At 61.8% G+C, this 19,137-nt stretch carries 20 protein-coding genes and 1 tRNA gene; 18 read left to right on the plus strand and 3 right to left on the minus strand.

The window, feature by feature from the left end; all coding sequences use genetic code 11:
- The first annotated feature begins 48 nt into the window (after positions 1–48).
- Both ACEXP3_RS19460 and ACEXP3_RS19465 read left to right on the plus strand, forming a co-directional pair.
- Positions 49–630, plus strand: coding sequence for a J domain-containing protein (locus tag ACEXP3_RS19460; RefSeq protein WP_210105101.1), 582 nt, complete (start codon positions 49–51; stop codon positions 628–630).
- A 443-nt stretch (positions 631–1,073) separates the two neighbouring features.
- Positions 1,074–1,355 carry a hypothetical protein gene (locus tag ACEXP3_RS19465; protein WP_377298710.1) on the plus strand — a complete coding sequence of 94 codons (282 nt, stop codon included), beginning with the start codon at positions 1,074–1,076 and terminating at the stop codon, positions 1,353–1,355.
- A gap of 87 nt (positions 1,356–1,442) precedes the next feature.
- Here ACEXP3_RS19465 and ACEXP3_RS19470 read toward each other — a convergent pair.
- Positions 1,443–1,532: transfer RNA gene (locus ACEXP3_RS19470), tRNA-Ser, on the minus strand.
- 235 nt (positions 1,533–1,767) lie between these two features.
- Here ACEXP3_RS19470 and ACEXP3_RS19475 point away from each other — a divergent pair.
- A complete protein-coding gene (locus tag ACEXP3_RS19475) occupies positions 1,768–3,201 on the plus strand; it encodes a lipopolysaccharide biosynthesis protein (RefSeq protein WP_377298711.1) in 1,434 nt (477 codons plus the stop codon).
- Positions 3,202–3,266: 65 nt separating this feature from the next.
- Here the strand turns inward: ACEXP3_RS19475 and ACEXP3_RS19480 are convergent, their stop codons facing one another.
- The gene (locus ACEXP3_RS19480; RefSeq protein ID WP_377298712.1) at positions 3,267–3,647 is read right to left on the minus strand and encodes a VanZ family protein; all 381 of its coding nucleotides are present in this window, start codon (positions 3,645–3,647) and stop codon (positions 3,267–3,269) included.
- Between the two features lie 320 nt (positions 3,648–3,967).
- On the opposite strand from ACEXP3_RS19480, the gene ACEXP3_RS19485 reads away from it, so the two are divergent.
- The 11 genes from ACEXP3_RS19485 to ACEXP3_RS19535 all read left to right on the plus strand — a co-directional run bounded on the left by ACEXP3_RS19485 (position 3,968) and on the right by ACEXP3_RS19535 (position 14,773).
- Positions 3,968–5,227 carry a septal ring lytic transglycosylase RlpA family protein gene (locus ACEXP3_RS19485; RefSeq protein WP_377298713.1) on the plus strand — a complete coding sequence of 420 codons (1,260 nt, stop codon included), beginning with the start codon at positions 3,968–3,970 and terminating at the stop codon, positions 5,225–5,227.
- 65 nt (positions 5,228–5,292) lie between these two features.
- On the plus strand, positions 5,293–6,471 hold the full coding sequence (locus ACEXP3_RS19490) for a D-alanyl-D-alanine carboxypeptidase family protein (protein ID WP_377298714.1): 1,179 nt from the start codon (positions 5,293–5,295) through the stop codon (positions 6,469–6,471).
- A gap of 73 nt (positions 6,472–6,544) precedes the next feature.
- Complete coding sequence (gene tmk, locus ACEXP3_RS19495) at positions 6,545–7,252, plus strand: dTMP kinase (RefSeq protein ID WP_377298715.1); 708 nt, start codon at positions 6,545–6,547, stop codon at positions 7,250–7,252.
- Positions 7,249–8,277, plus strand: a complete 1,029-nt coding sequence (locus tag ACEXP3_RS19500; protein ID WP_377298716.1) for a DNA polymerase III subunit delta' — start codon at positions 7,249–7,251, stop codon at positions 8,275–8,277. Before tmk ends, ACEXP3_RS19500 begins: the two co-directional genes overlap by 4 nt.
- 100 nt (positions 8,278–8,377) lie before the next feature.
- On the plus strand, positions 8,378–9,937 hold the full coding sequence (metG, locus tag ACEXP3_RS19505; protein ID WP_377298717.1) for a methionine--tRNA ligase: 1,560 nt from the start codon (positions 8,378–8,380) through the stop codon (positions 9,935–9,937).
- A 5-nt stretch (positions 9,938–9,942) separates the two neighbouring features.
- On the plus strand, positions 9,943–10,725 hold the full coding sequence (locus ACEXP3_RS19510) for a TatD family hydrolase (protein WP_377298882.1): 783 nt from the start codon (positions 9,943–9,945) through the stop codon (positions 10,723–10,725).
- Positions 10,726–10,729: 4 nt separating this feature from the next.
- The gene (locus tag ACEXP3_RS19515; protein WP_210105093.1) at positions 10,730–11,572 is read left to right on the plus strand and encodes an MBL fold metallo-hydrolase; all 843 of its coding nucleotides are present in this window, start codon (positions 10,730–10,732) and stop codon (positions 11,570–11,572) included.
- A gap of 109 nt (positions 11,573–11,681) precedes the next feature.
- Positions 11,682–12,164 carry a DUF2938 domain-containing protein gene (locus tag ACEXP3_RS19520; protein WP_377298718.1) on the plus strand — a complete coding sequence of 161 codons (483 nt, stop codon included), beginning with the start codon at positions 11,682–11,684 and terminating at the stop codon, positions 12,162–12,164.
- 78 nt (positions 12,165–12,242) lie between these two features.
- Positions 12,243–12,782, plus strand: a complete 540-nt coding sequence (locus ACEXP3_RS19525; protein ID WP_377298719.1) for a GNAT family N-acetyltransferase — start codon at positions 12,243–12,245, stop codon at positions 12,780–12,782.
- Between the two features lie 273 nt (positions 12,783–13,055).
- Positions 13,056–13,976 (plus strand): ABC transporter ATP-binding protein, encoded by a 921-nt coding sequence (locus tag ACEXP3_RS19530; protein WP_377298720.1) that lies wholly within the window; start codon positions 13,056–13,058, stop codon positions 13,974–13,976.
- A complete protein-coding gene (locus ACEXP3_RS19535; RefSeq protein WP_377298721.1) occupies positions 13,973–14,773 on the plus strand; it encodes an ABC transporter permease in 801 nt (266 codons plus the stop codon). Before ACEXP3_RS19530 ends, ACEXP3_RS19535 begins: the two co-directional genes overlap by 4 nt.
- Before the next feature lie 27 nt (positions 14,774–14,800).
- Here ACEXP3_RS19535 and ACEXP3_RS19540 read toward each other — a convergent pair whose 3' ends face one another.
- Positions 14,801–14,962: a hypothetical protein gene (locus ACEXP3_RS19540; protein WP_377298722.1), complete on the minus strand. Its 162-nt coding sequence runs from the start codon at positions 14,960–14,962 to the stop codon at positions 14,801–14,803.
- Positions 14,963–15,458: 496 nt separating this feature from the next.
- Here ACEXP3_RS19540 and proV point away from each other — a divergent pair, with 496 nt between their 5' ends.
- The 4 genes from proV (at position 15,459) to ACEXP3_RS19560 (ending at position 19,015) form a co-directional block, all read left to right on the plus strand.
- Entirely contained in the window at positions 15,459–16,691 is a 1,233-nt protein-coding gene (proV, locus tag ACEXP3_RS19545; RefSeq protein WP_377298723.1) for a glycine betaine/L-proline ABC transporter ATP-binding protein ProV, read from the plus strand.
- A gap of 69 nt (positions 16,692–16,760) precedes the next feature.
- Entirely contained in the window at positions 16,761–17,666 is a 906-nt protein-coding gene (locus tag ACEXP3_RS19550; protein ID WP_377298724.1) for an ABC transporter permease, read from the plus strand.
- 121 nt (positions 17,667–17,787) lie between these two features.
- Positions 17,788–18,600: a glycine betaine ABC transporter substrate-binding protein gene (locus tag ACEXP3_RS19555; RefSeq protein WP_377298884.1), complete on the plus strand. Its 813-nt coding sequence runs from the start codon at positions 17,788–17,790 to the stop codon at positions 18,598–18,600.
- Between the two features lie 73 nt (positions 18,601–18,673).
- The gene (locus tag ACEXP3_RS19560; RefSeq protein WP_377298725.1) at positions 18,674–19,015 is read left to right on the plus strand and encodes a helix-turn-helix domain-containing protein; all 342 of its coding nucleotides are present in this window, start codon (positions 18,674–18,676) and stop codon (positions 19,013–19,015) included.
- The last annotated feature ends 122 nt before the right edge of the window (positions 19,016–19,137 follow it).

Raw genomic sequence — 19,137 nt, forward strand, 5'->3', positions numbered from 1 at the left:
GGGAGACTAGGAGAGGTGACCTTGGACGCCCTGAAACCAGGTGGAACCGTGACCGACCCATACAAGACACTCGGCGTGCCGCGCGATGCCGATGGCGCCGCCATCAAATCGGCCTATCGCTCAAGGGCCAAAAGCGCGCATCCGGATTCCGGCGGTGACGTGGAGGCCTTTGCGCGGCTGAAGACCGCCTATGAACTGCTGCTCGATCCGGTGCGTCGCAAGATTTATGACGATACCGGCTACGATCCGCAACTGACGGACGCCAAGGACCTCGAAGGTCTGCTGCTGCTCGACGGGCTGGTGAACGAGATCATTCTCGACGAGCGGCCGCCGGGCAGTTTCGATCCGGTCTCGGCCATGCGCCGCAAGCTCACCGACCGGATCGTCAATGCGCGGTTTCACATCCTGGAGCTGGAGCGCCACCGCGGCCGCATCCGCAACCACATGGACCGCATGGGAAAGCGCCCGGAAAGCGATGTGCTGGGCCGCATGCTGACGGCGCGTTGCGATGCCATCGCCGATGCCATGACCAAGGCCGAGACCGAGATCAAGGTGATCGAGCAGGCCTATGCTATGTTGGAAGGCTATTCCTACGAGCTGGAAGTCGAACTGCCGAAGGCGGCCGAATAATTTCTTTTGATGGGCACCTGGCGGGCGGGTTGGTGATACAGCCGACCGCTGCCGCTGCCGACGCGCGTGCCGACACCCGCACGGTTTTAAAGAAGGTGATCCCGGGCCGGATGGGTGGGAAGCTCGCCTGCCATTTCGTTGGCCAGAGGAAGAAAGCGGAAAAATACCCCTGTTCTCCATCCCCATCACGTCCGCTTGACACGGCCCGGGTTCAAAGGACGAACCGCCACCCTCGCGATCTGTTCCAGACATTTTTGCCCTGGAGGTCTCAGGCGGGTGATGCCGGAAAGCGTCGGAGGGAACCAAACGCGGTGATGATCGGTTGAAGGAGTTCACCACCGCGCATCATCGTTCCGGAAAATGCTCTCGACGGTGATGCGTCATCTTAACGCTTGAACGTCACGGCCTTTCCATCATGCCGGGACGGAACGGGAGGAGTGACCATGGCTTACAGCCCCAACGACCGCGGTCCAGACATTCCGCCGACACGCGGCAAAACCCGATCGACAGCCGTCTGGATCGGCCTTATCGCCATCGTTCTGATCGGCGGTTTACTCTGGTCGCAAAGCGGCACGCCGACCGATCCGGCAACGACCTCGTCGACCACGCAGTCCCCCGCCAGCCAGTCGCCCGCAGCGCCGATGCCCGGCGCCGGCACGCCTGCGGCAGGAACGAGCGACGCCAATTCGGCACCTGCCACACCTGCACAGCCCGCTCAGCCCTGAGCCGCGACAATCGACGCAAGAGGCCTCTTCCGCATCGCGCGGGAGGGGCTTTTTTTTGGGACGATGACTAAGATGCGGGAGGGAAACTGGCGGAAGAGGTGGGATTCGAACCCACGGTACGGTTTCCCGCACGCCGGTTTTCAAGACCGGTTCCTTAAACCACTCGGACACTCTTCCAAAGCAATGAGGGCGAACGGATGCTCACACGTTCGCGTTTATAGCCAGGCTCGGGCGCGCGTCAACAGATGATTGGATAAGCCGGGACTTCCGCTTGATAACGCAAGCGCAGCATGATCTCTTGCGCTGCAGCAATCCTGCCCTAGATCGGCCATGGTATCCCCGTTCGATAGGGCTGCATCGGCGCCAGTGTGATGGTTCCGGATGTCGTGGTGGCAGAGAAATGGAGTGGCTGATGGCTTCGCAGCGAAGGACGATCACGGGCGTTGCGTGGAGCATTTCATCTAAGATTGCCATCTTCACCCTGAAATTCGTGAGCGTGCCGATCCTCGCGCGCTACCTGGCGCCGTCCGAGCTGGGCATGGTGGCAAGCGGGATGATCGTCATCACCTTTCTCCTGATGTTTGCAGGGGCAGGGCTGACGGCGGGCCTCATTCGCGATGCGCGGGAAGATGCCGTCAGCGACAACACCGTCTTCTGGACGAATTTCGCCATGTCGGTTTTTCTCGGCTACTCGGTCTATGTCTTTGCTGATCCACTGGCCGATCTTCTCGGCGCGCCGGAAGCGAGCTGGCTCCTCCAGGTGTTTTCACCGCTTTTCGTGCTCTATCTCGTGCCGGATGTGCCAAGCTCGCTTCTGGCGCGGCGCATGGCATTCGACCGCGAGGCTTTTGTCACGGTGGTCGCCGAAGCGATCGGCGCCTTGGCCGCCATTGCCGTCGTTCTCGGTGGATATGGCATCTGGGCGCTCATCGCGCAGCTTTATGTCAGCGCCGTGCTGCGGTTCGTCGGCCTCTTCATCGCGGCGGCCTATTGGCCGCGCCTGCAATTTGCCGCCCATGAGTTGAAGCGCCATGCGAGCTACGGCATGCGACTGGTGGGGGCCGATTTCGTCAATTTTCTCTCCTTCCAGTCACCGATCATCGTCATCACGCGCATGCTCGGCCTGCCGGACGCGGGCACGTTCAACCTGACCAACCGCCTCTCCGACCTGCCCAACCAGATCGTGCTCACGGGCCTGATGAGCGTGCTGTTTCCCTCGTTCAGCCGGATGAATGACGATACGCTGCGCCAGTCGGAGATCCTGTCGCGCACCACGCGTGCCACGACGCTTCTCCTGGCGCCGCTTCTCTTCGGCATCTGGGCCGTGGCGGAACCGGCGATGGCGGTGGTGTTTGGCGAAAAATGGCTGTTTGCCGCTCCGGTCCTCGGGCTTCTGGCGGTCTCCAAGGGCATCATGTCGCCCTGCGGCAGCTTCATTCCCTATCTGAAGGCCACCGGTCACGCCTCGGTGCTCTGGTGGTTCGGCCTTGGCCGGGCAATCACCGTGGTCAGCGCCATGGTCATCGGCGCATCGGTCGATGGGCTGGTCGGGCTTTGCCTTGCCGTCTGCATTGCCAATGTCGGCGTGCTTCTCGCCTATCTGGCGGTGGTACTGAAGGTGGCGCGCCTGCCGCTGGCGCAGGGCATGCGCGATACGCTGCTGCCGCTCGGCCTTGCCGCAGTGATGGCGGTTGCCGTGAGGTTCCTGCTGGAAAGCGGCGCGTTCGGACTCGATCGGCCGCTGCTGCAATTGGCCCTCGGTGTTGCAGCCGGTGGCGCCGTTTATGGAGTGCTTCTGGCGCTCACGCAGCGTCGGCTGATCCTCGAACTCGTGCGTCGAACCTGAACGGCGACTGTGACCGGTCTGCAGCCCGCTGAATTCTCTGCACGTCAGTGATCGGCGCGATTGTCCTAGCCGGCGCTTCGCCGCGCCAGTCGGGCAGGGCTGTCGGCCCATTTTGCGCGAAGCCAGCCGATAGCCATGGCGGCAAGGCTGCCCGCCACGGCGCCGCCTGCCTTGATACAGGCATCGAACAGATGGGCGTGCCGTGTCGGCGAAATGAGCTGCAGCGCCTCGATTGCGCCGGCGCCCAGCGCCAGCACGACCAGGAGCATCCAGGCCTTTTTCGGGTAGGCGCTGACAAACAGGAAGGCCATCACGGCAAAGGCAAGCGCCCGGTCGATGTCGACAGGAAGCGGATCATGCGGGCGAAGGCCGATCGGCGACACGGTGACGAAAATGATTGCGGCAAGCGAGGACCAGGCGAAAAACTTCAGGAGGCGGGATGTCATCATTCCGTCACGATAGGCGGCGGCCGGAGACGACAGCAAACCAAGAACGCGTGATCTCGAGAGCCCCCTTTGCGTTATTTCGGGATTCGGTGAAGAACATCCGCTTTTCGGGGCGTCTGGCGCCTGGGGATTTTAGCGAATGGTTAACCATAAGTCGTTGTAATTCTAACTATCCACGGTTTTGGATCGCATTTTGGCCACGTTGCGGGCAAAACTGCAGGCCTGTGAGCCCGAAGCCGTTAACCATGCGGAGCAGAGGGCGCGGGAGAGGCCAGGACGAGGACCCGGGCGTTATCCCCAAGCGGCATGGGAACGATATTTTGACGTCTGAGAGTGGCAAACTTCATCTGGGGGCGCGTTGGCTGGGGATTACCCTCGTCTGCGTCGGCATGGCGTCCTGTGCGGCGACACCATCGACGACCGTCGCCAAGAAGAACAAACCGAAGAGCAAGGAATATTTTTCCGAGAGCGAGTACGGCGTGAAGGCAAGCCCGCGCGTCGTGGCGGAAGGCCAACCCGTGCCGAAGGGCGGCGGACGCTTTCTCGTTGGAAATCCCTACGAGGTGAAGGGCAAGGTTTACGTGCCCAAGGAAGACCCGAACTATAACAGGTCGGGTCTGGCATCCTGGTACGGATCGGCCTTCCATGGTCGTGTCACCGCCAATGGCGAAGTGTATGACACCGAAAGCATTTCCGCAGCCCACCCGACCTTTCCGCTGCCGAGCTATGCCCGTGTCACCAATACCGATACCGGCTCCTCCGTCATCGTGCGTGTCAACGATCGCGGGCCGTTCCATCCCGGCCGTCTGATCGACGTCTCCAGCAAGGCGGCCGACCTCCTCGATTTCAAGCGTACCGGCACCGCGCATGTGAACGTGCAATATGTCGGCCGCGCCCGGATGGACGGCCGCGACATGCCGTTCCTGATGGCGTCCTATATCCGCAAGGGCGATCGGATGCCGGGCATTCATCCGGATGGCCAGGTCGCTTCCGGCGTGATGGTCGCCTCCAACCAGTCGCTGGGCGACCAGTTGCAGAGCTATGGCAATGGCGGCCCGACCGCCTATGCCGGTTCGACGCCGACCAGCGGTTCCACCACCAAGCGCCAGGGTTCGGCCTTTGCCGCAGTCGCCCGCACCTATGAGGCCGCGCCTCTCACCGCATCCGGTCTGCCGCACAGCGCGCCTGCGCCGTACAGCCGTCCAGGCACGGCGCACGGTTCCGAAGGCCGCACGGCTGAGGCGAAGCCGGCGGCAAAGGCAAGCCAGTCCTATGCGGTAGCCTCGCTTCCCGCTGCCGTCGCAAAGCCGGTTGAGGCGCGCCCCGTCGTGCAGAAGCAGCCTGCCGTTTCCGCAAAGCCCGTCGCGGTCCAGCCGGTTGCGCAGGCGCGTCCCGTGATGCCGCCGGTGGAAGCGCCGGTTCGCAAACCCGCCCGCCAAGCGTCGGCGCCTTCCACGCAGACCGCCTATGCGGCGCCGGTGCATTCGGCGGCGCAGCCGCAGGTGATTTTCGGCAATGTCATCCTGCGGGATGATGGCCGCATCGAGCCCGCCGTACCGCAAAAAGCAGCACGGCCCTGATCCTGCGGTTGCGCCGACCGGACGGCCTTGCTACCCACGAACTCATGCGGTTGATGAGTTTGCCGATGCGCTTTGCCTTTTTCACGTCCTTCGTCCGGGTTGCAGCCTTTGCGGCGGCGGCGTTTGCCTGCGTCCAGACGGCGCAGGCGGCGGATGAGACACGGCTGCCGGGCCTGAAGTCCAAACAGATCTACATGGTGGAGGAGCGATCCGGCACCGTGCTTCTGGCGCAGAATGAAAACCAGGCCTTTCCACCCGCCTCGCTTGCCAAGCTGATGACGATGGACCTCGTCTTCGAGGCGCTGGCGCAGGGCGAGGTGACGCTTGATACGACCTATCGGGTCTCGGAAAACGCCTGGCGCACCGGCGGCGCACCCTCCGGCACCACCACGATGTTTGCGGCGCTTCGCTCCGAAATCCGGCTGGAAGATCTGATCAAGGGCGTCATCATCCACAATGCCAACGATGCCTGCATCGTCATTGCCGAGGGTGTCAGCGGATCGGAGCAGGGCTTTGCCGCGCGCATGACGGCCCGCGCCCGCGATCTTGGCCTGTCGCGCAGTATCTATGCCAATGCGACCGGTCTGCCGGAGGGCGAAAGCCGCACGACGGTGCGCGACCTGGTCGAGCTTGCCCGCCATATCCGCCGAACCTATCCGCAATTTTATCCCCTCTACGCCCAGCCGGATTTCGAGTGGAACAAGATCTTCCAGCGCAACAAGAACCCGTTTCTGTCGCTTGGCATGGGTATTGACGGGTTGGGGGCAGGCTATGCCGAAGGCGCAGGCTTTGCCGGCGTTGCTTCCGTCGAGCGGGATGGCACCCGGCTGTTTCTGGCGCTCGCCGGTCTTTCGAGCGACAAGGATCGTCTGGACGAAGCGCGTCGCGTGCTTGAATGGGGGCTTTCCTCCTTCACCACGCGCGTGCTTTTTGCCGAAGGTGAAACCGTCGGCCAGGCGACCGTCTATGGCGGCGACCATCACTCCGTGAACCTTTCGGCCAAGGGGCCGATCGAGGTCTACATTCCAAGCCGTGATGCGCCGCGGCTTTCCGGTCGTATCGTCTACCGCTGGCCGCTCAAGGCGCCGGTCAGCGAGGGGCAGGAGGTCGGCGTTCTCAAAGTCTTCGAGGGGGAACGACCGCTGAAGGAGGTGCCGCTCTATGCCGCCTCGGCCGTCGGCTCCGGTTCGCTTGTCTCGAAGGCCACGGATGCGCTGATGGAGCTTCTGCTGTTCTGGCTCTAAAACCGGCTGCTGTTTCGCAAGCGGGCACAATGCGCTAAGGGAAGTCACCAGACAGCGTGAGAGCGGCGGCAGAGTGACGGAAATCCGGGGATTGTTCGTAAGTTTTGAAGGCGGGGAAGGGGCAGGCAAATCCACCCAGATCCGCCGGCTGGGCGATGCTTTGCGGGCAGAGGGCCATGATGTGGTGGTGACCCGCGAGCCGGGTGGATCCCGTGGCGCCGAATCGGTCCGTCATGTCATTCTCTCCGGCGCGGCCGAACCCTTCGGCGTGCGCATGGAAGCCATGCTGTTTGCGGCTGCCCGCAATGACCACGTGACGGCGCTGATCCGGCCGGCACTGGAAAAGGGCAGGGTGGTGCTCTGCGACCGTTTCATCGATTCCTCGCGTGTCTATCAGGGGATTACCGGCAATCTGGAGGAGCGCTTCATCGACCGGCTGGAGCGCGTGGCGATCGATGGCGTGCGCCCGGATCTCACCATCATTCTCGACCTTCCGGCCGAACAGGGGCTCGCACGGGCGCGCAAGCGCAGCGCCGATCAGGGCTCCACCGACGCACCGGACCGGTTTGAAAGGGAAGAGATCGACGTGCATGAAATGCGCCGCCGCGCTTTTCTCGATATTGCAGCGCAAGAGCCTGACCGATGCCGTGTGGTCAATGCCGCACGTGACGAGGACGAGATCGCGCGCGACATTCATGCGATCGTCCGGCAATGGCTGGACTGCGAGATGAAGGCCGGGGGCGCCGCCAATCCCAATCCTGGCGCGGAGAGCCTGACATGAGCGATCTGCCCTTTGGCGTGCTTGACGGCGCCATCCCTCCGCAGACCAACAGCCATCTGTTCGGTCATGACGAGGCGCAGGATTTTCTGGCGAGCTTTTACCGCTCCGGCCGCAGCCACCATGCCATTCTTGTCGAAGGGCCGGAAGGCATCGGCAAGGCGACGCTGGCCTTCCGCTTTGCAAATCATGTTCTTTCCCATCCCGATCCCGAAACGGCCCCGCGATTTCTGGCCGATCCGGACCCGGCTTCGCCGGTCAGCCGCCAGATTACCTCTGGCGCCTCGCACAACCTTCTGCACCTGACCCGGCCGGTGGACGAAAAGACCGGCAAGGCAAAAACCGCGATCACCGTGGACGAGGTGCGCCGGGCAGGGCACTTCTTCTCGCAGACATCGGGCACCGGCAACTGGCGCATCGTCATCATCGATCCGGCTGACGATCTTAACCGCAATGCCGCCAATGCCATCCTCAAAATCCTTGAGGAGCCGCCGAAGCGGGCGCTGTTCCTGGTGCTCAGCCACGCGCCCGGCAAGCTTCTGCCCACCATCCGCTCCCGCTGCCTGCCGCTGAAGCTGCAGCCGATCGGCGAGGCGGATCTGACGCAGGCACTGTCTTCGCTCGGCATTACGCTCGATGGCGGACGCATGGCGCAGGAAGTGCTCGCGGCATCGAACGGCAGCGTGTCGCAGGCGCTCAAACTCATGAACTATGGTGGCATCGATATCATCAACGCCTTTGCCGAGGTGACTGCATCGTCGGGCCCCGCCGCCCGCAAGGCGATGCACCGGCTGGCCGATGTGCTGTCGGCCAAGGACAATGACGTGATCTTCGGCTTCTTCCTAGAGCATCTGCGTGAAAGCCTTGTCGCCCGGGCGCGCACGGCAGCTTATGCGGGGGATCTCGCCGGCGCAGACCGCGCCTCGCGCCTGTCCTCTGCGATTGCCGAGCGGATGACGATTTCGCAGGCCTATAATCTTGATCGCAAGCAGACGATCATTTCGCTTCTGGAGGACGTGGCGCAGTAGCCGCGCCGTTGCTTGCGCTGACGATTGGAAACTTGCTGTTTCGCAACGGCGAAACATGGGTTAAGACGCGGGCCAGAGAAATTCACGAATGCTGGCCGAAATGTCTTCCAAAACGCCCTATTACATCACCACTGCCATCTCCTATCCGAACGGCAAGCCGCATATCGGCCACGCCTATGAGCTGATCGCGACGGATGCCATGGCGCGCTTCCAGCGCCTGGACGGCAAGGATGTCTTCTTCCTCACCGGAACCGATGAACACGGCCAGAAGATGCAGCAGACGGCGCGTGCCGAAGGCATTTCGCCCGAGGCGCTTGCGGAGCGGAATTCCAACGAATTCCGTGAGATGGGCAAGCTTTTGAATGCATCGAACGATGATTTTATCCGCACCACCGAAAAGCGCCACCACGCGACGGTGCAGGAAGTGTGGCGCCGCATGGAGAAGAACGGCGACATCTACAAGGGTGGCTATGCTGGCTGGTATTCCGTGCGCGACGAAGCTTACTACCAGGAAGAGGAAACCGAGCTGCGGGCCGATGGCGTGCGCTACGGTCCCCAGGGCACGCCGGTCGAATGGGTGGAAGAGGAAAGCTATTTCTTCAAGCTTTCGGCCTATGAAGAGCGGCTCCTGAAGCTTTACGAGGACGAGCCGGACTTTATCGGCCCGAACGAACGCCGCAACGAAGTCATCTCCTTCGTGAAGTCGGGCCTGAAAGATCTCTCGATTTCGCGCACCACCTTCGACTGGGGCATCAAGGTGCCCGGCGACGACAAGCACGTGATGTATGTCTGGGTCGATGCACTGACCAATTACATCACCGCCACCGGCTATGTCGAAGACGAGAACGGCGCGCGGGCGAAATACTGGCCGGCGGATGCTCATATCATCGGCAAGGACATCATCCGCTTCCACGCCGTCTACTGGCCGGCTTTTCTGATGTCGGCCGGCCTGCCGCTGCCGAAGCGCGTCTATGCCCACGGCTTCCTGCTCAACAAGGGCGAGAAGATGTCGAAGTCGCTCGGCAACGTGGTCGATCCGGTCAATCTCGTCACCCATTTCGGGCTCGACCAGGTGCGGTATTTCTTCCTGCGCGAGGTTTCCTTCGGCCAGGACGGCAGTTATTCGGAAGAAGCGATTGCGACCCGCATCAACGCCGATCTCGCCAATGGCATTGGCAATCTGGCGTCGCGCTCGCTGTCGATGATTGCCAAGAACTGCGAGGGCAGGGTGCCGCAGCCGGGTGAGTTGACCGAGGCTGACAAGGCGATCCTTGCGACGGCGGATGCAGCAATTGCCATCTGCCGCGAGGAAATGGGCCGCCAGCAGGTTCACAAGGCCGTTGCCGCCACGATCAACATCGTCAACGAGGCCGACCGTTATTTCGCCGCCCAGGAGCCCTGGGTGCTGCGCAAGACGGATGTGCCGCGCATGGAAACGGTGCTGTGGGTGACCGCCGAAGTGGTGCGCCAGATCGCCGTGCTCTTCCAGCCGATCATGCCGGAATCGGCGGCTAAGATCCTCGATCTCGTGGCGGTTGCACCTGAACATCGCGGCTTCGACAGGCTGGGCGAGGCGGGTCGCCTCGTGCCCGGCACGGCGCTTCCGGCGCCTGCCCCGGTCTTCCCGCGCTATGTGGCGCCCGAGGTCTCGCCGGCATGACGGCGATGCTGATCGATAGCCATTGCCACCTGGATTTTGCCGATTTCGACGCCGAGCGCGACGAACTGGTATCGCGCGCCCATGCGGCGGGCGTTTCCCAGATGGTGACGATCTCGACGCGGGTGAAGAAGCTCGATACGCTGCTCGCGCTCACCGAGCGGTATCCATCCGTGTTCTGCTCGGTCGGCACGCATCCGAACAATGCCGGCGAAGAGCTGGACATCACCGCCGACGATCTGGTGCGGCTGGCGCAAAGTCACGAAAAGATCGTGGCGATCGGCGAGGCGGGTCTCGATTATTTCTATGATACGCAGACGCCCGCCGACCAGCAGACCGGATTCCGACGCCATATCGAGGCTGCGCGCTGCACGCAATTGCCGCTCGTCATCCACAGCCGCAGCGCCGACGAGGATATGGCGCAGATCTTGACCGAGGAAACGGGGAAGGGCGCCTTCCCCTTCATCCTGCACTGCTTTTCCGCCGGTCAGGCGCTGGCCGATTGCGGCGTCAAGCTCGGCGGCTATATCTCGTTTTCCGGCATCCTGACCTTCCCGAAATCCGAAGAGCTGCGCGCCATTGCGAAAACCGTGCCGATGGATCGGCTGCTGGTGGAGACGGATGCGCCATATCTGGCGCCAAAACGCTGGCGCGGCAAGCGCAACGAACCCTCCTACGTGGTCAACACGGCCGAGGTTCTGGCTGCGGTGAAGGGCGTGTCCTATGAGGAGATGGCGGAGATCACCACCGCCAACGCGTTCCGCTGCTTTTCCAAGATGACGAGGATCTGACATCGTGGCGGGTGACCGGCTTCGTTTCACCATTCTCGGCTGCTCGTCGTCTCCCGGCGTGCCGCGGCTCGATGGCGACTGGGGTGCCTGCGATCCCAACGACCCGCGTAACCGCCGCCGCCGCGCAGCGCTGCTGGTGCAGCGGCTGGCAGCCCATGGCGGCGTGACGACCCTCGTCATCGACACCGGCCCGGATTTTCGCGAGCAGATGATTTCAGCCGGCGTGAAGCGGCTGGACGGCGTCCTTTATACCCATGCCCATGCCGACCATCTGCACGGCATCGACGATGTCCGCGGCTATTTCCACTCGCAGCGCCAGCGCATCCCGATCTGGGCCGATCCCTTCACCATGGGGCGCATTCGGCAGGGCTTTGGCTACTGCCTGGAAACGCCGCCGGGCGGCAACTATCCGCCGATCGTTCTGCCGCACCTCATCGAAACCCTGGATGCGCCGGTGGTGGTGGACGGGCCGGGCGGGCCGATCCGCGCCTATCCGCACCTGCAACAGCATGGCGATATCCAGTCGCTCGGCTTCCGCTTCGAAAACGTCGCCTATTGCAGCGATGTCAGCGATTTTCCGGCAGAAAGCCTTGAGCGGCTGCAAAATCTCGACATGCTGATCATCGATGCCCTGCAATACACGTTTCACCCGAGCCATCTGTCCCTGGAACAGGCGCTCGGCTGGATTGGACGTCTACAGCCGAAGCGCGCGATCCTCACCCATATGCATGTGCCGATGGACTACCGCACCGTGATGGCGGAAACGCCTGAGCATGTGGAGCCGGCCTATGATGGACAGAGCTTCGAATGTGATGTGACCGACTGTGATGTAAACGACGAGGAATGACTGAGAGCCGGGGCGGCGGGGTTGTCGGTGTGAAATTTGGTTGGGCCATCGTGACCGGTGAACATGCACGTGGTCCGGTACAGGGCAAAAAAGAGAGAAGGTGTCGGGCATGGGGGCTTTGATCTGGTACGGCACGGCTCTGGGGATCGTGGCAACGCTTGCCATGGATGTTTGGGCGCTCTTCCTTTATGCGGCGCTGAAGCAGAACCGCCCGAACTGGCGCCCGGCCGGCCGGTGGTTCGTTGCGGTATCACGCGGCCGTTTCCTGCATGAAAACATTGCAGCGCTTGAACCACATCGCCAGGAAAACCTGATCGGCTGGACCGGCCATTACGCTGTCGGCATTCTCTACGGCATCGTGTTTGCAGCAATCGTCGGCATGGACTGGCGCCAGGACCCGGCATTTCTGCCGGCGTTTGTCTTCGGCATCATCACCGTCGGCGCCGGCTGGTTCATCATGCAGCCCGGCATGGGCCTCGGGATTGCTGCATCGAAAACACCAAACCCCAACAAGGTCCGCTTCCTCAACCTTGCCGCTCACACGATCTTCGCCCTTGGGCTTTATGGCGCGGGCCTCGCGCTGGCCGGTTGATCGTTCGACGACCATTGCAAACGGACTTTGTGGCGGCGTCCTATTTCGCACATGAGCAAACGGCGATAACGTGCTGCAATGGATATTATTACAACACCGCGCCTGACCTTGCGAAACTTCCAGATCGACGATGCTGCCGATCTTTTTGCCTATCTTTCCGATCCGAAGGTCAGCTGTTTCCTGTCCCTCAAGCTCGATCATATGGATGCGGCAAAGGCAGAAGCGGAAAAACGCAGTGGAAGCGATGACTACATTGCTGTCTGCCTGAAAGAGACAGACAGGGTCATCGGCGACCTGTTTGCCATACCGGAAGAAGATACATATTCGGTTGGATGGAACTTCAACCCGGACTTTGGCGGAGCGGGTCTGGCTTCGGAAGCGGCGCGTGCCTTGCTCCAGTTTCTTTTTGCCGTGAAAGATGCACGCAGATTATATGCCTATGTCGAGGACAACAATCTTCCGTCGCAGCGTCTTTGCGAACGTTTGGGGATGCGCCGGGAGGGTGTGTTCAAGGAGTTCATCTCGTTTACAAACGACGACGACGGTAACCCGATCTACGAGAATACGATGCAATACGCGATCCTTCGAAAGGAATGGGAAGCAAACCAGACCGGGTGATCGCCGGGATCCTCGTGATGGCAGCATTTGACGCATTGATGCGCCAATCGGTTTGGCATCCTCACGCGTAGGACTGGACTTATGGTCAATCAAAATATTCCATAATCTACCTTATCCCGCAAAGCACTGTAGCCGGGGCAGATTCTATTTTCAAATGCAACGTCCTCGCCTCCTGATCCGATCAAAGGCAAAGATCTTTAATGGGATGCCGCAGAAAAGCCGTGCTGTGGCAGACAGATCCGACAGGAGTGGCGCGTTGATGGATGTGATCGAATGTCGGAAATGATGACGCCTGACATAGCCGATGCGGCGCTTGCCGTTCATGCCGTGGAAAAGACATTCGGGCGCGGCTCTGGCGCCGTGGTGGCGCTTGCCGGGCTTTCGCTGCAGGTCCCGGCCGGTCAGGTCTATGGACTGCTCGGGCCGAACGGTGCGGGCAAAACGACGCTGCTTCGCATCGTCGCCGGTCTGGTGCGGCCGGATCGTGGCACGGTGGAGATCTTTGGAGCGCCCGCAAGTATAGCCAGCCGGCAAAGGCTTGGCATGCTGGTGGAGGCCGCAAGCTTCTATCCGTTTTTGACGGCCCGCGAGCATCTTGAAATGTTTGCCCGGCTGTCTGATACGCGCGACCGGGTCGAACCGGTGCTGCGGCGCGTCGGCATCCTGTCTGCGGCCGACAAGAAAGTGTCCGGCTTTTCGCTCGGCATGAAGCAGCGGCTGGGCATCGGCTGCGCCCTGATCGGCAGGCCGGACGCCATTGTGCTCGATGAACCGACGAACGGGCTTGATCCGGACGGCATTTTGGAAATGCGTTCGTTGATCCGCGACCTTGCGACGCGCGATGGGATCACCGTTCTGTTGTCGAGCCATCTGCTGGATGAAGTGGAGCGTGTCTGCCAGAGGGTTGCCATTCTTAGGCGCGGACGCCTGGCGGCCGAGGGAAATGTGGCGGATCTTTTGGACCGTGACGGGCGCTTCTGGCTTAAGGTGGAAGAGCCGGACGCGCTGCTGGTACGGCTGGGCGAGACCGCGCAGGCCGGCGATGGCGGCATCTATCTGCGCCTGCCCCGCGAGACCGTGCCCGATCTCATCGCATCGCTTGCCGCATCCGGTGTCCGCATTCATGAAGCCAAATGGGTGAAGCCGGATCTGGAACAGGTGTTCCTCTCCGAAACGCGGGATCGTCAGCCATGAGAGCCCTTCTGTCCGGCGAAATGCTGAAGCTTATCCGCCAGCCAGGCATACTGTTCTGGGGCTTTGTGGCAGTGCCGTTCTGCGTGCTGCTGTTTCGGCTTTCGCTCGAAATGCTGGTCGTCGTGCGCACCGGGCGCGGCATGCCGGGTACGGTCGATATCCTCAGTTCGGCGGCAAAGACGCTGTCTGTGTCCGGCAATTCGGTCGCTCATCTGCTCTTTGCCATCGGCATCGCCGGTGTCTTCTTCACCGAGTATCGCTATGCGACCTGGCGGCATCTGGTGCCGCGCCGTGGCCGCCCTCACCTCTTTGCGGCGAAATTTCTCCTCTGCCTGATCTGGCTTGCCGCGGGCCTTGGTCTCGTTGTCTTCGGCGACATCGCTCTGAACCTTGCCGTGTCACTGCTGTCCGGCCGAGGATCGTCGGGCATCGTGGTATCGGTCGACGGTGGTCTTATGCTGGTCGAAGCCTTTGCCGTGGCTCTTTTCGAACTTGCTGTGCTCACCGCTGTGGTGTCTGCGGTCACGATTCTGACCCGGTCGATGATTGCAGCGGTGATTTTCGCCTTCGTGTTGACGCTCACGGTCACGCTGCTGCAGCTTTATCTGGCTCTTTCCGACACAGCGGACGTGCTGCCGCTTCCGGCATCGGCGGCTGCGGCCTTGCGCGACTGGCTTTTGTTTCACGGCAGCGCAGAAGCAGGCCAGCTCGGCCTTGTCATCCTGTTCGGCTGGCTCGCCGCCATGTCGGCTCTCGGCCTCGTCGTCTTTTTGCGCCAGCAGCTGACCGTTGAGTAACGACCCGGTGCATCAGCCGCAAAAGTCTCAAGGGGCCGGTGCACCCGTTGCCGCAAACTGGAAATAGGCCCAGGCGGCGGCAAAGCCGAGGATGAGGACGGCGGCCGTCAGGACCTTGCGCAGCCAGGGCGGTGTCTGGCGCGGCGGCTTCACCGGTTTCGGCTTCTGGAACTTGATGACATTGTTCATGAAAAGGTCCTGCGCATGATGGTCGACATCATGCCTAGCCGAATTTCGTGCCTTCATCCAGTCGCCGATGGCTGTGGGTCAAAAAGGAAGTGACGAGGGGCTGCAAGACCGCCGAGTTACTGGTCTTCCGGAAGGTGGAAACGCAGGATTTCAGGCCCAATATAGACCCCTTCCCTTGCCTGGTTTTGGGTGGAATTTCCACCGGATGGGCTAAATCTGGATTTTTTTATGGACAATTGCGGGTTTCTTCGTTATCCAGAGGCACAAATTCGCCCGGAAGAAGCGTCTGCGCCCTGTGGATCCCTTTCTTTCGAACAACGGCTTGCGTCTCGCATTGGCATTGCTGCCAACGGTCGCCTTTATCAGCAAAGCGGTCTTGTCGCCGCGTGATTTAAAATCGGAATCGCGTTTCTCCGGTCGGTCAAGCACCCTCCGGCGGTGAACCATTCCCAAAAAAGGAGCGTTCCCCTGCTGCCGAGCGGGGGCTTGAATAGCCATGGTCATGCCCACTGAAAATGACGTGCCGGCTTTGCCCGCCACGCCCAAGATCAGTCTCAAATCCGTCTTCAAGGTGTTTGGAGAGCGTCCTGAAAAGGCGCTCGAACTGTTCCGATCCGGCAGGTCGAAAGCCGATGTCCACGCCGAGACGGGACATTCCATCGGGGTTTCCGATGCCAGTTTCGACATTTATCCCGGCGAGATCTTTGTCATCATGGGCCTCTCAGGCTCGGGAAAATCGACACTGCTGCGCCTTCTCAACCGCCTGATCGAGCCGACGGCCGGATCCATTGCCATCGACGGCGTGGATATCACGAAAATGTCGCGTAGCGAGTTGATTGCCCTTCGCCGGCGCGACATCAGCATGGTCTTCCAGTCGTTTGCGCTGCTTCCCAACCGCACGGTCTTGAACAATGCCGCCTTCGGCCTTGAGGTCGCAGGCGTTGGTGAAGAGGAACGCAAGGTAAAGGCGCTGGCAGCGCTTGAGGCCGTTGGCCTCTCCGGTTACGCCGACAGCCGCCCCGACCAGTTGTCCGGCGGCATGAAGCAGCGTGTCGGGCTTGCCCGGGCGCTTGCCAGCGAACCGACCGTGCTTCTGATGGACGAGGCCTTTTCCGCCCTCGACCCCCTCATCCGCACGGAAATGCAGGACGAGCTTGTGCGCCTGCAGTCCGAGCACAGCCGCACCATCGTCTTCGTCAGCCACGATCTCGACGAGGCCATGCGCATCGGCGACCGCATCTGCATCATGCAGGATGGCGCGGTCATCCAGGTCGGAACGCCCGATGAAATCGTCACGCAACCGGCCAATGATTATGTCCGCTCCTTCTTCCGCAATGTCGATGTCGCCCAGGTGTTCAAGGCCGGCGACGTCGCGCGCCAGACGCAGGTGACGATCATCGAGCGCCAGGGCGTGTCGGCGGCCGCCGCGCTTGAGCGCATGAAGAATTACGACCGCGACTACGCCATCATTCTCGGTCGCGACAAAACTTACCACGGCATGGTCAGCCGTTCGTCGCTGATCGAAAACGTCAAGGCAAAGGACCCGGATCCCTATCGCCGTGCGTTTCTGGCCGATGTGGAGCCCATTCCATCCGATGAGCCGCTGTCCAACGTGCTCGGCCGTGTGGCCGGAAGCGCCTGGCCCGTGCCGGTGGTGGACGCGCGCCAGCGCTATATCGGCTCCATCAGCAAATCCGCCCTGCTGGAAACGCTTGATCGCGCCAGCTGATCGAAGGACCGCGCGTGCCGGGCTTGCCCGACACCTTAAGCGGTCGCGATGACGAGAGGATATTCCCCCATGAATTTTGAAATCGGTGACGCCGTTGATACGGCCGTCAATTACGTACTCGACAACTATTCGCCGGCACTCGACGTGATTGCGTCTGCCATCGGCTTCGTGACGGATGGCATCCTCAACCTGTTGACCTCGGCGCCGATGCCGCTTGGCATTGCCCTTTTCGTGCTGCTGTCGCTCTGGCGCGTCGGTGTCGGCTTTGCCGTCTTCACCGGCCTGTCGCTCTGGCTTGTGCAGCACATGGGCCTGTGGCTGCCAACCATGGAGACGCTGGCGCTGGTTCTTGCATCCACCTTCCTTGCCATGTTGCTCGGCCTGCCGCTCGGCATTGCCATGGCAAGGCGCGATGCCGTGGCGGCCGCCGTTCGTCCGGTGCTCGACCTCATGCAGACCATGCCGGCCTTCGTCTATCTCATTCCGGCGGCGATGTTTTTCGGTCTCGGCGCCGTGCCCGGCACGATTGCGACGGTGATCTTTGCCATGCCGCCGGTGGTGCGGCTTACCAATCTCGGCATCCGCCAGGTGGACGCCGAATTCATCGAAGCCGGCCAGGCCTTTGGCTGCACATCGGCGCAGCTGCTGTTCAAGGTGCAATTGCCGAACGCCCTGCCCTCGATCATGGCCGGCATCAACCAGACGATCATGCTGTCCTTGTCCATGGTGGTCATCGCCTCGATGATCGGCGCAGGCGGTATCGGCAATATCGTGCTGACCGGCATCCAGCGGCTGGACGTTGGAACGGGTTTCGAAGGCGGTCTTGCCGTCGTCATCCTCGCCGTCATTCTCGACCGCATCACCCAGTCTCTCGGACGGGAAGGCGTCGGTTTCCGCCGCTTCCTGTCTGCGAAAACCGCCAGCCGGCAGGCCCCGGCGGCAGCGCCTGGCGTTGCTGCCTCCACCACCGGCTGACCCATGGCGGGGCGTTCCCCGCCGAATGCGAACCTTTGAAAAAGGAGCACCCATGTTGAAGACACTCGCCTCCCTTGGCGCAACCATCACGCTCGCCGCAGCCCTTGTTTCCGGCACGGCAATGCCAAGCTTTGCGCAGGATGCAAAGCCGGTGAAGATCGGCTGGGCCGCCTGGTCGGATGCCGAATTCGTCACCAAGCTCGCCGCCAGGCTGATCAAGGACGAGATGGGCCGCGAGGTGGACCTGGTGCAGACCGATGTCGCCCCGCTCTACCAGGGCGTTGCCCGCGGCGATCTCGACGTGATGATGATGGCCTGGCTGCCGCAGACGCATGCCGACTATTTTGCCAAGGTGAAGGACAAGGTGGATACGCTGGGCTCCGTTTACGAAGGCGCAAAGCTCGGCTGGGTCGTTCCCTCTTATATCCCGGAAAGCGAGATCGCCTCGATCGAGGACCTGAAGAAGCCGGAGGTCGCCAAAAAGCTGAAGAACACCGTGCAGGGCATCGATCCGGGTGCGGGCCTTACCCGGCTGTCGCAGGATGCGCTGAAAACCTATGGCCTTGATGACTACAAGCTGCAGATTTCCAGCGAAGCGGGAATGCTGACCACGGTCAACCGCGCCGAACGCTCGAAGAACTGGTTCGTCGCGACCTCGTGGAGCCCGCACTGGATGTTCGGCAAATATGAGTTGCGGTACATCGCCGATCCGAAGAAGGCGCTTGGTGAAGCGGAACATGTCGATGTGCTGGCCCGCAAGGGGTTTCGCGAGGACAATGCCGAGGTTGCCGGCTTTCTGTCGCGCATGAAGCTGCCGATCGCGGATCTCGAAAAAGCGATGTTTACCGCCCAGGAGACGTCCTACGATGAGGCGGTTGCGACCTATATCAAGGACCACCCGGACCAGATCAAGGCATGGATAGGCAAGGACTGATCCAGACCTTGCCGGGGCCGACACTGCGGCGGCCCCGGCACCCCTATGACGATCTGGCCACAGGAGGGCTTCGATGATGGATGCACGCTATGACGGCATGTTTGGCTACGATGGATTCTCTGCCTCGGACGATACGTTCGGTGGCCGCATTTCGCTCGCGCGCGATGCGCTGGCTTTCTCCCTGGACGATGCGGCGCGCGTGATCGGTGTCGATGCGCAAACGCTGCGCCATTGGGAAAATGACCGGGCGGCACCCCCGCCCCGTCAGTTGGCGGCCCTTGCCGGCGTGCTTGCGGTCAGCCTTTCATGGCTGATGACCGGGCGCGGTCATGGCCCCGACTGGGAGGATCTCACGGAGGTTCCGCCGCTTGCGCCCGGCCGGTTTGCGCGGCCGCTTCCGACCGCGCGGTACTGACCGACCTCTGATCAGGCATGGAAGACGGCAGCGATCCCGGATTGCTGCCGTTTTCGCGTCCGGGCTTGGGCGCGGGCCGGATTTCTCACGCAAACGGTTGACGGGAAGCGCCGCGGACGCGA

The sequence above is a fragment of the Neorhizobium fuzhouense genome, from assembly GCF_042611105.1.
Lineage (GTDB): Bacteria > Pseudomonadota > Alphaproteobacteria > Rhizobiales > Rhizobiaceae > Neorhizobium > Neorhizobium galegae_A.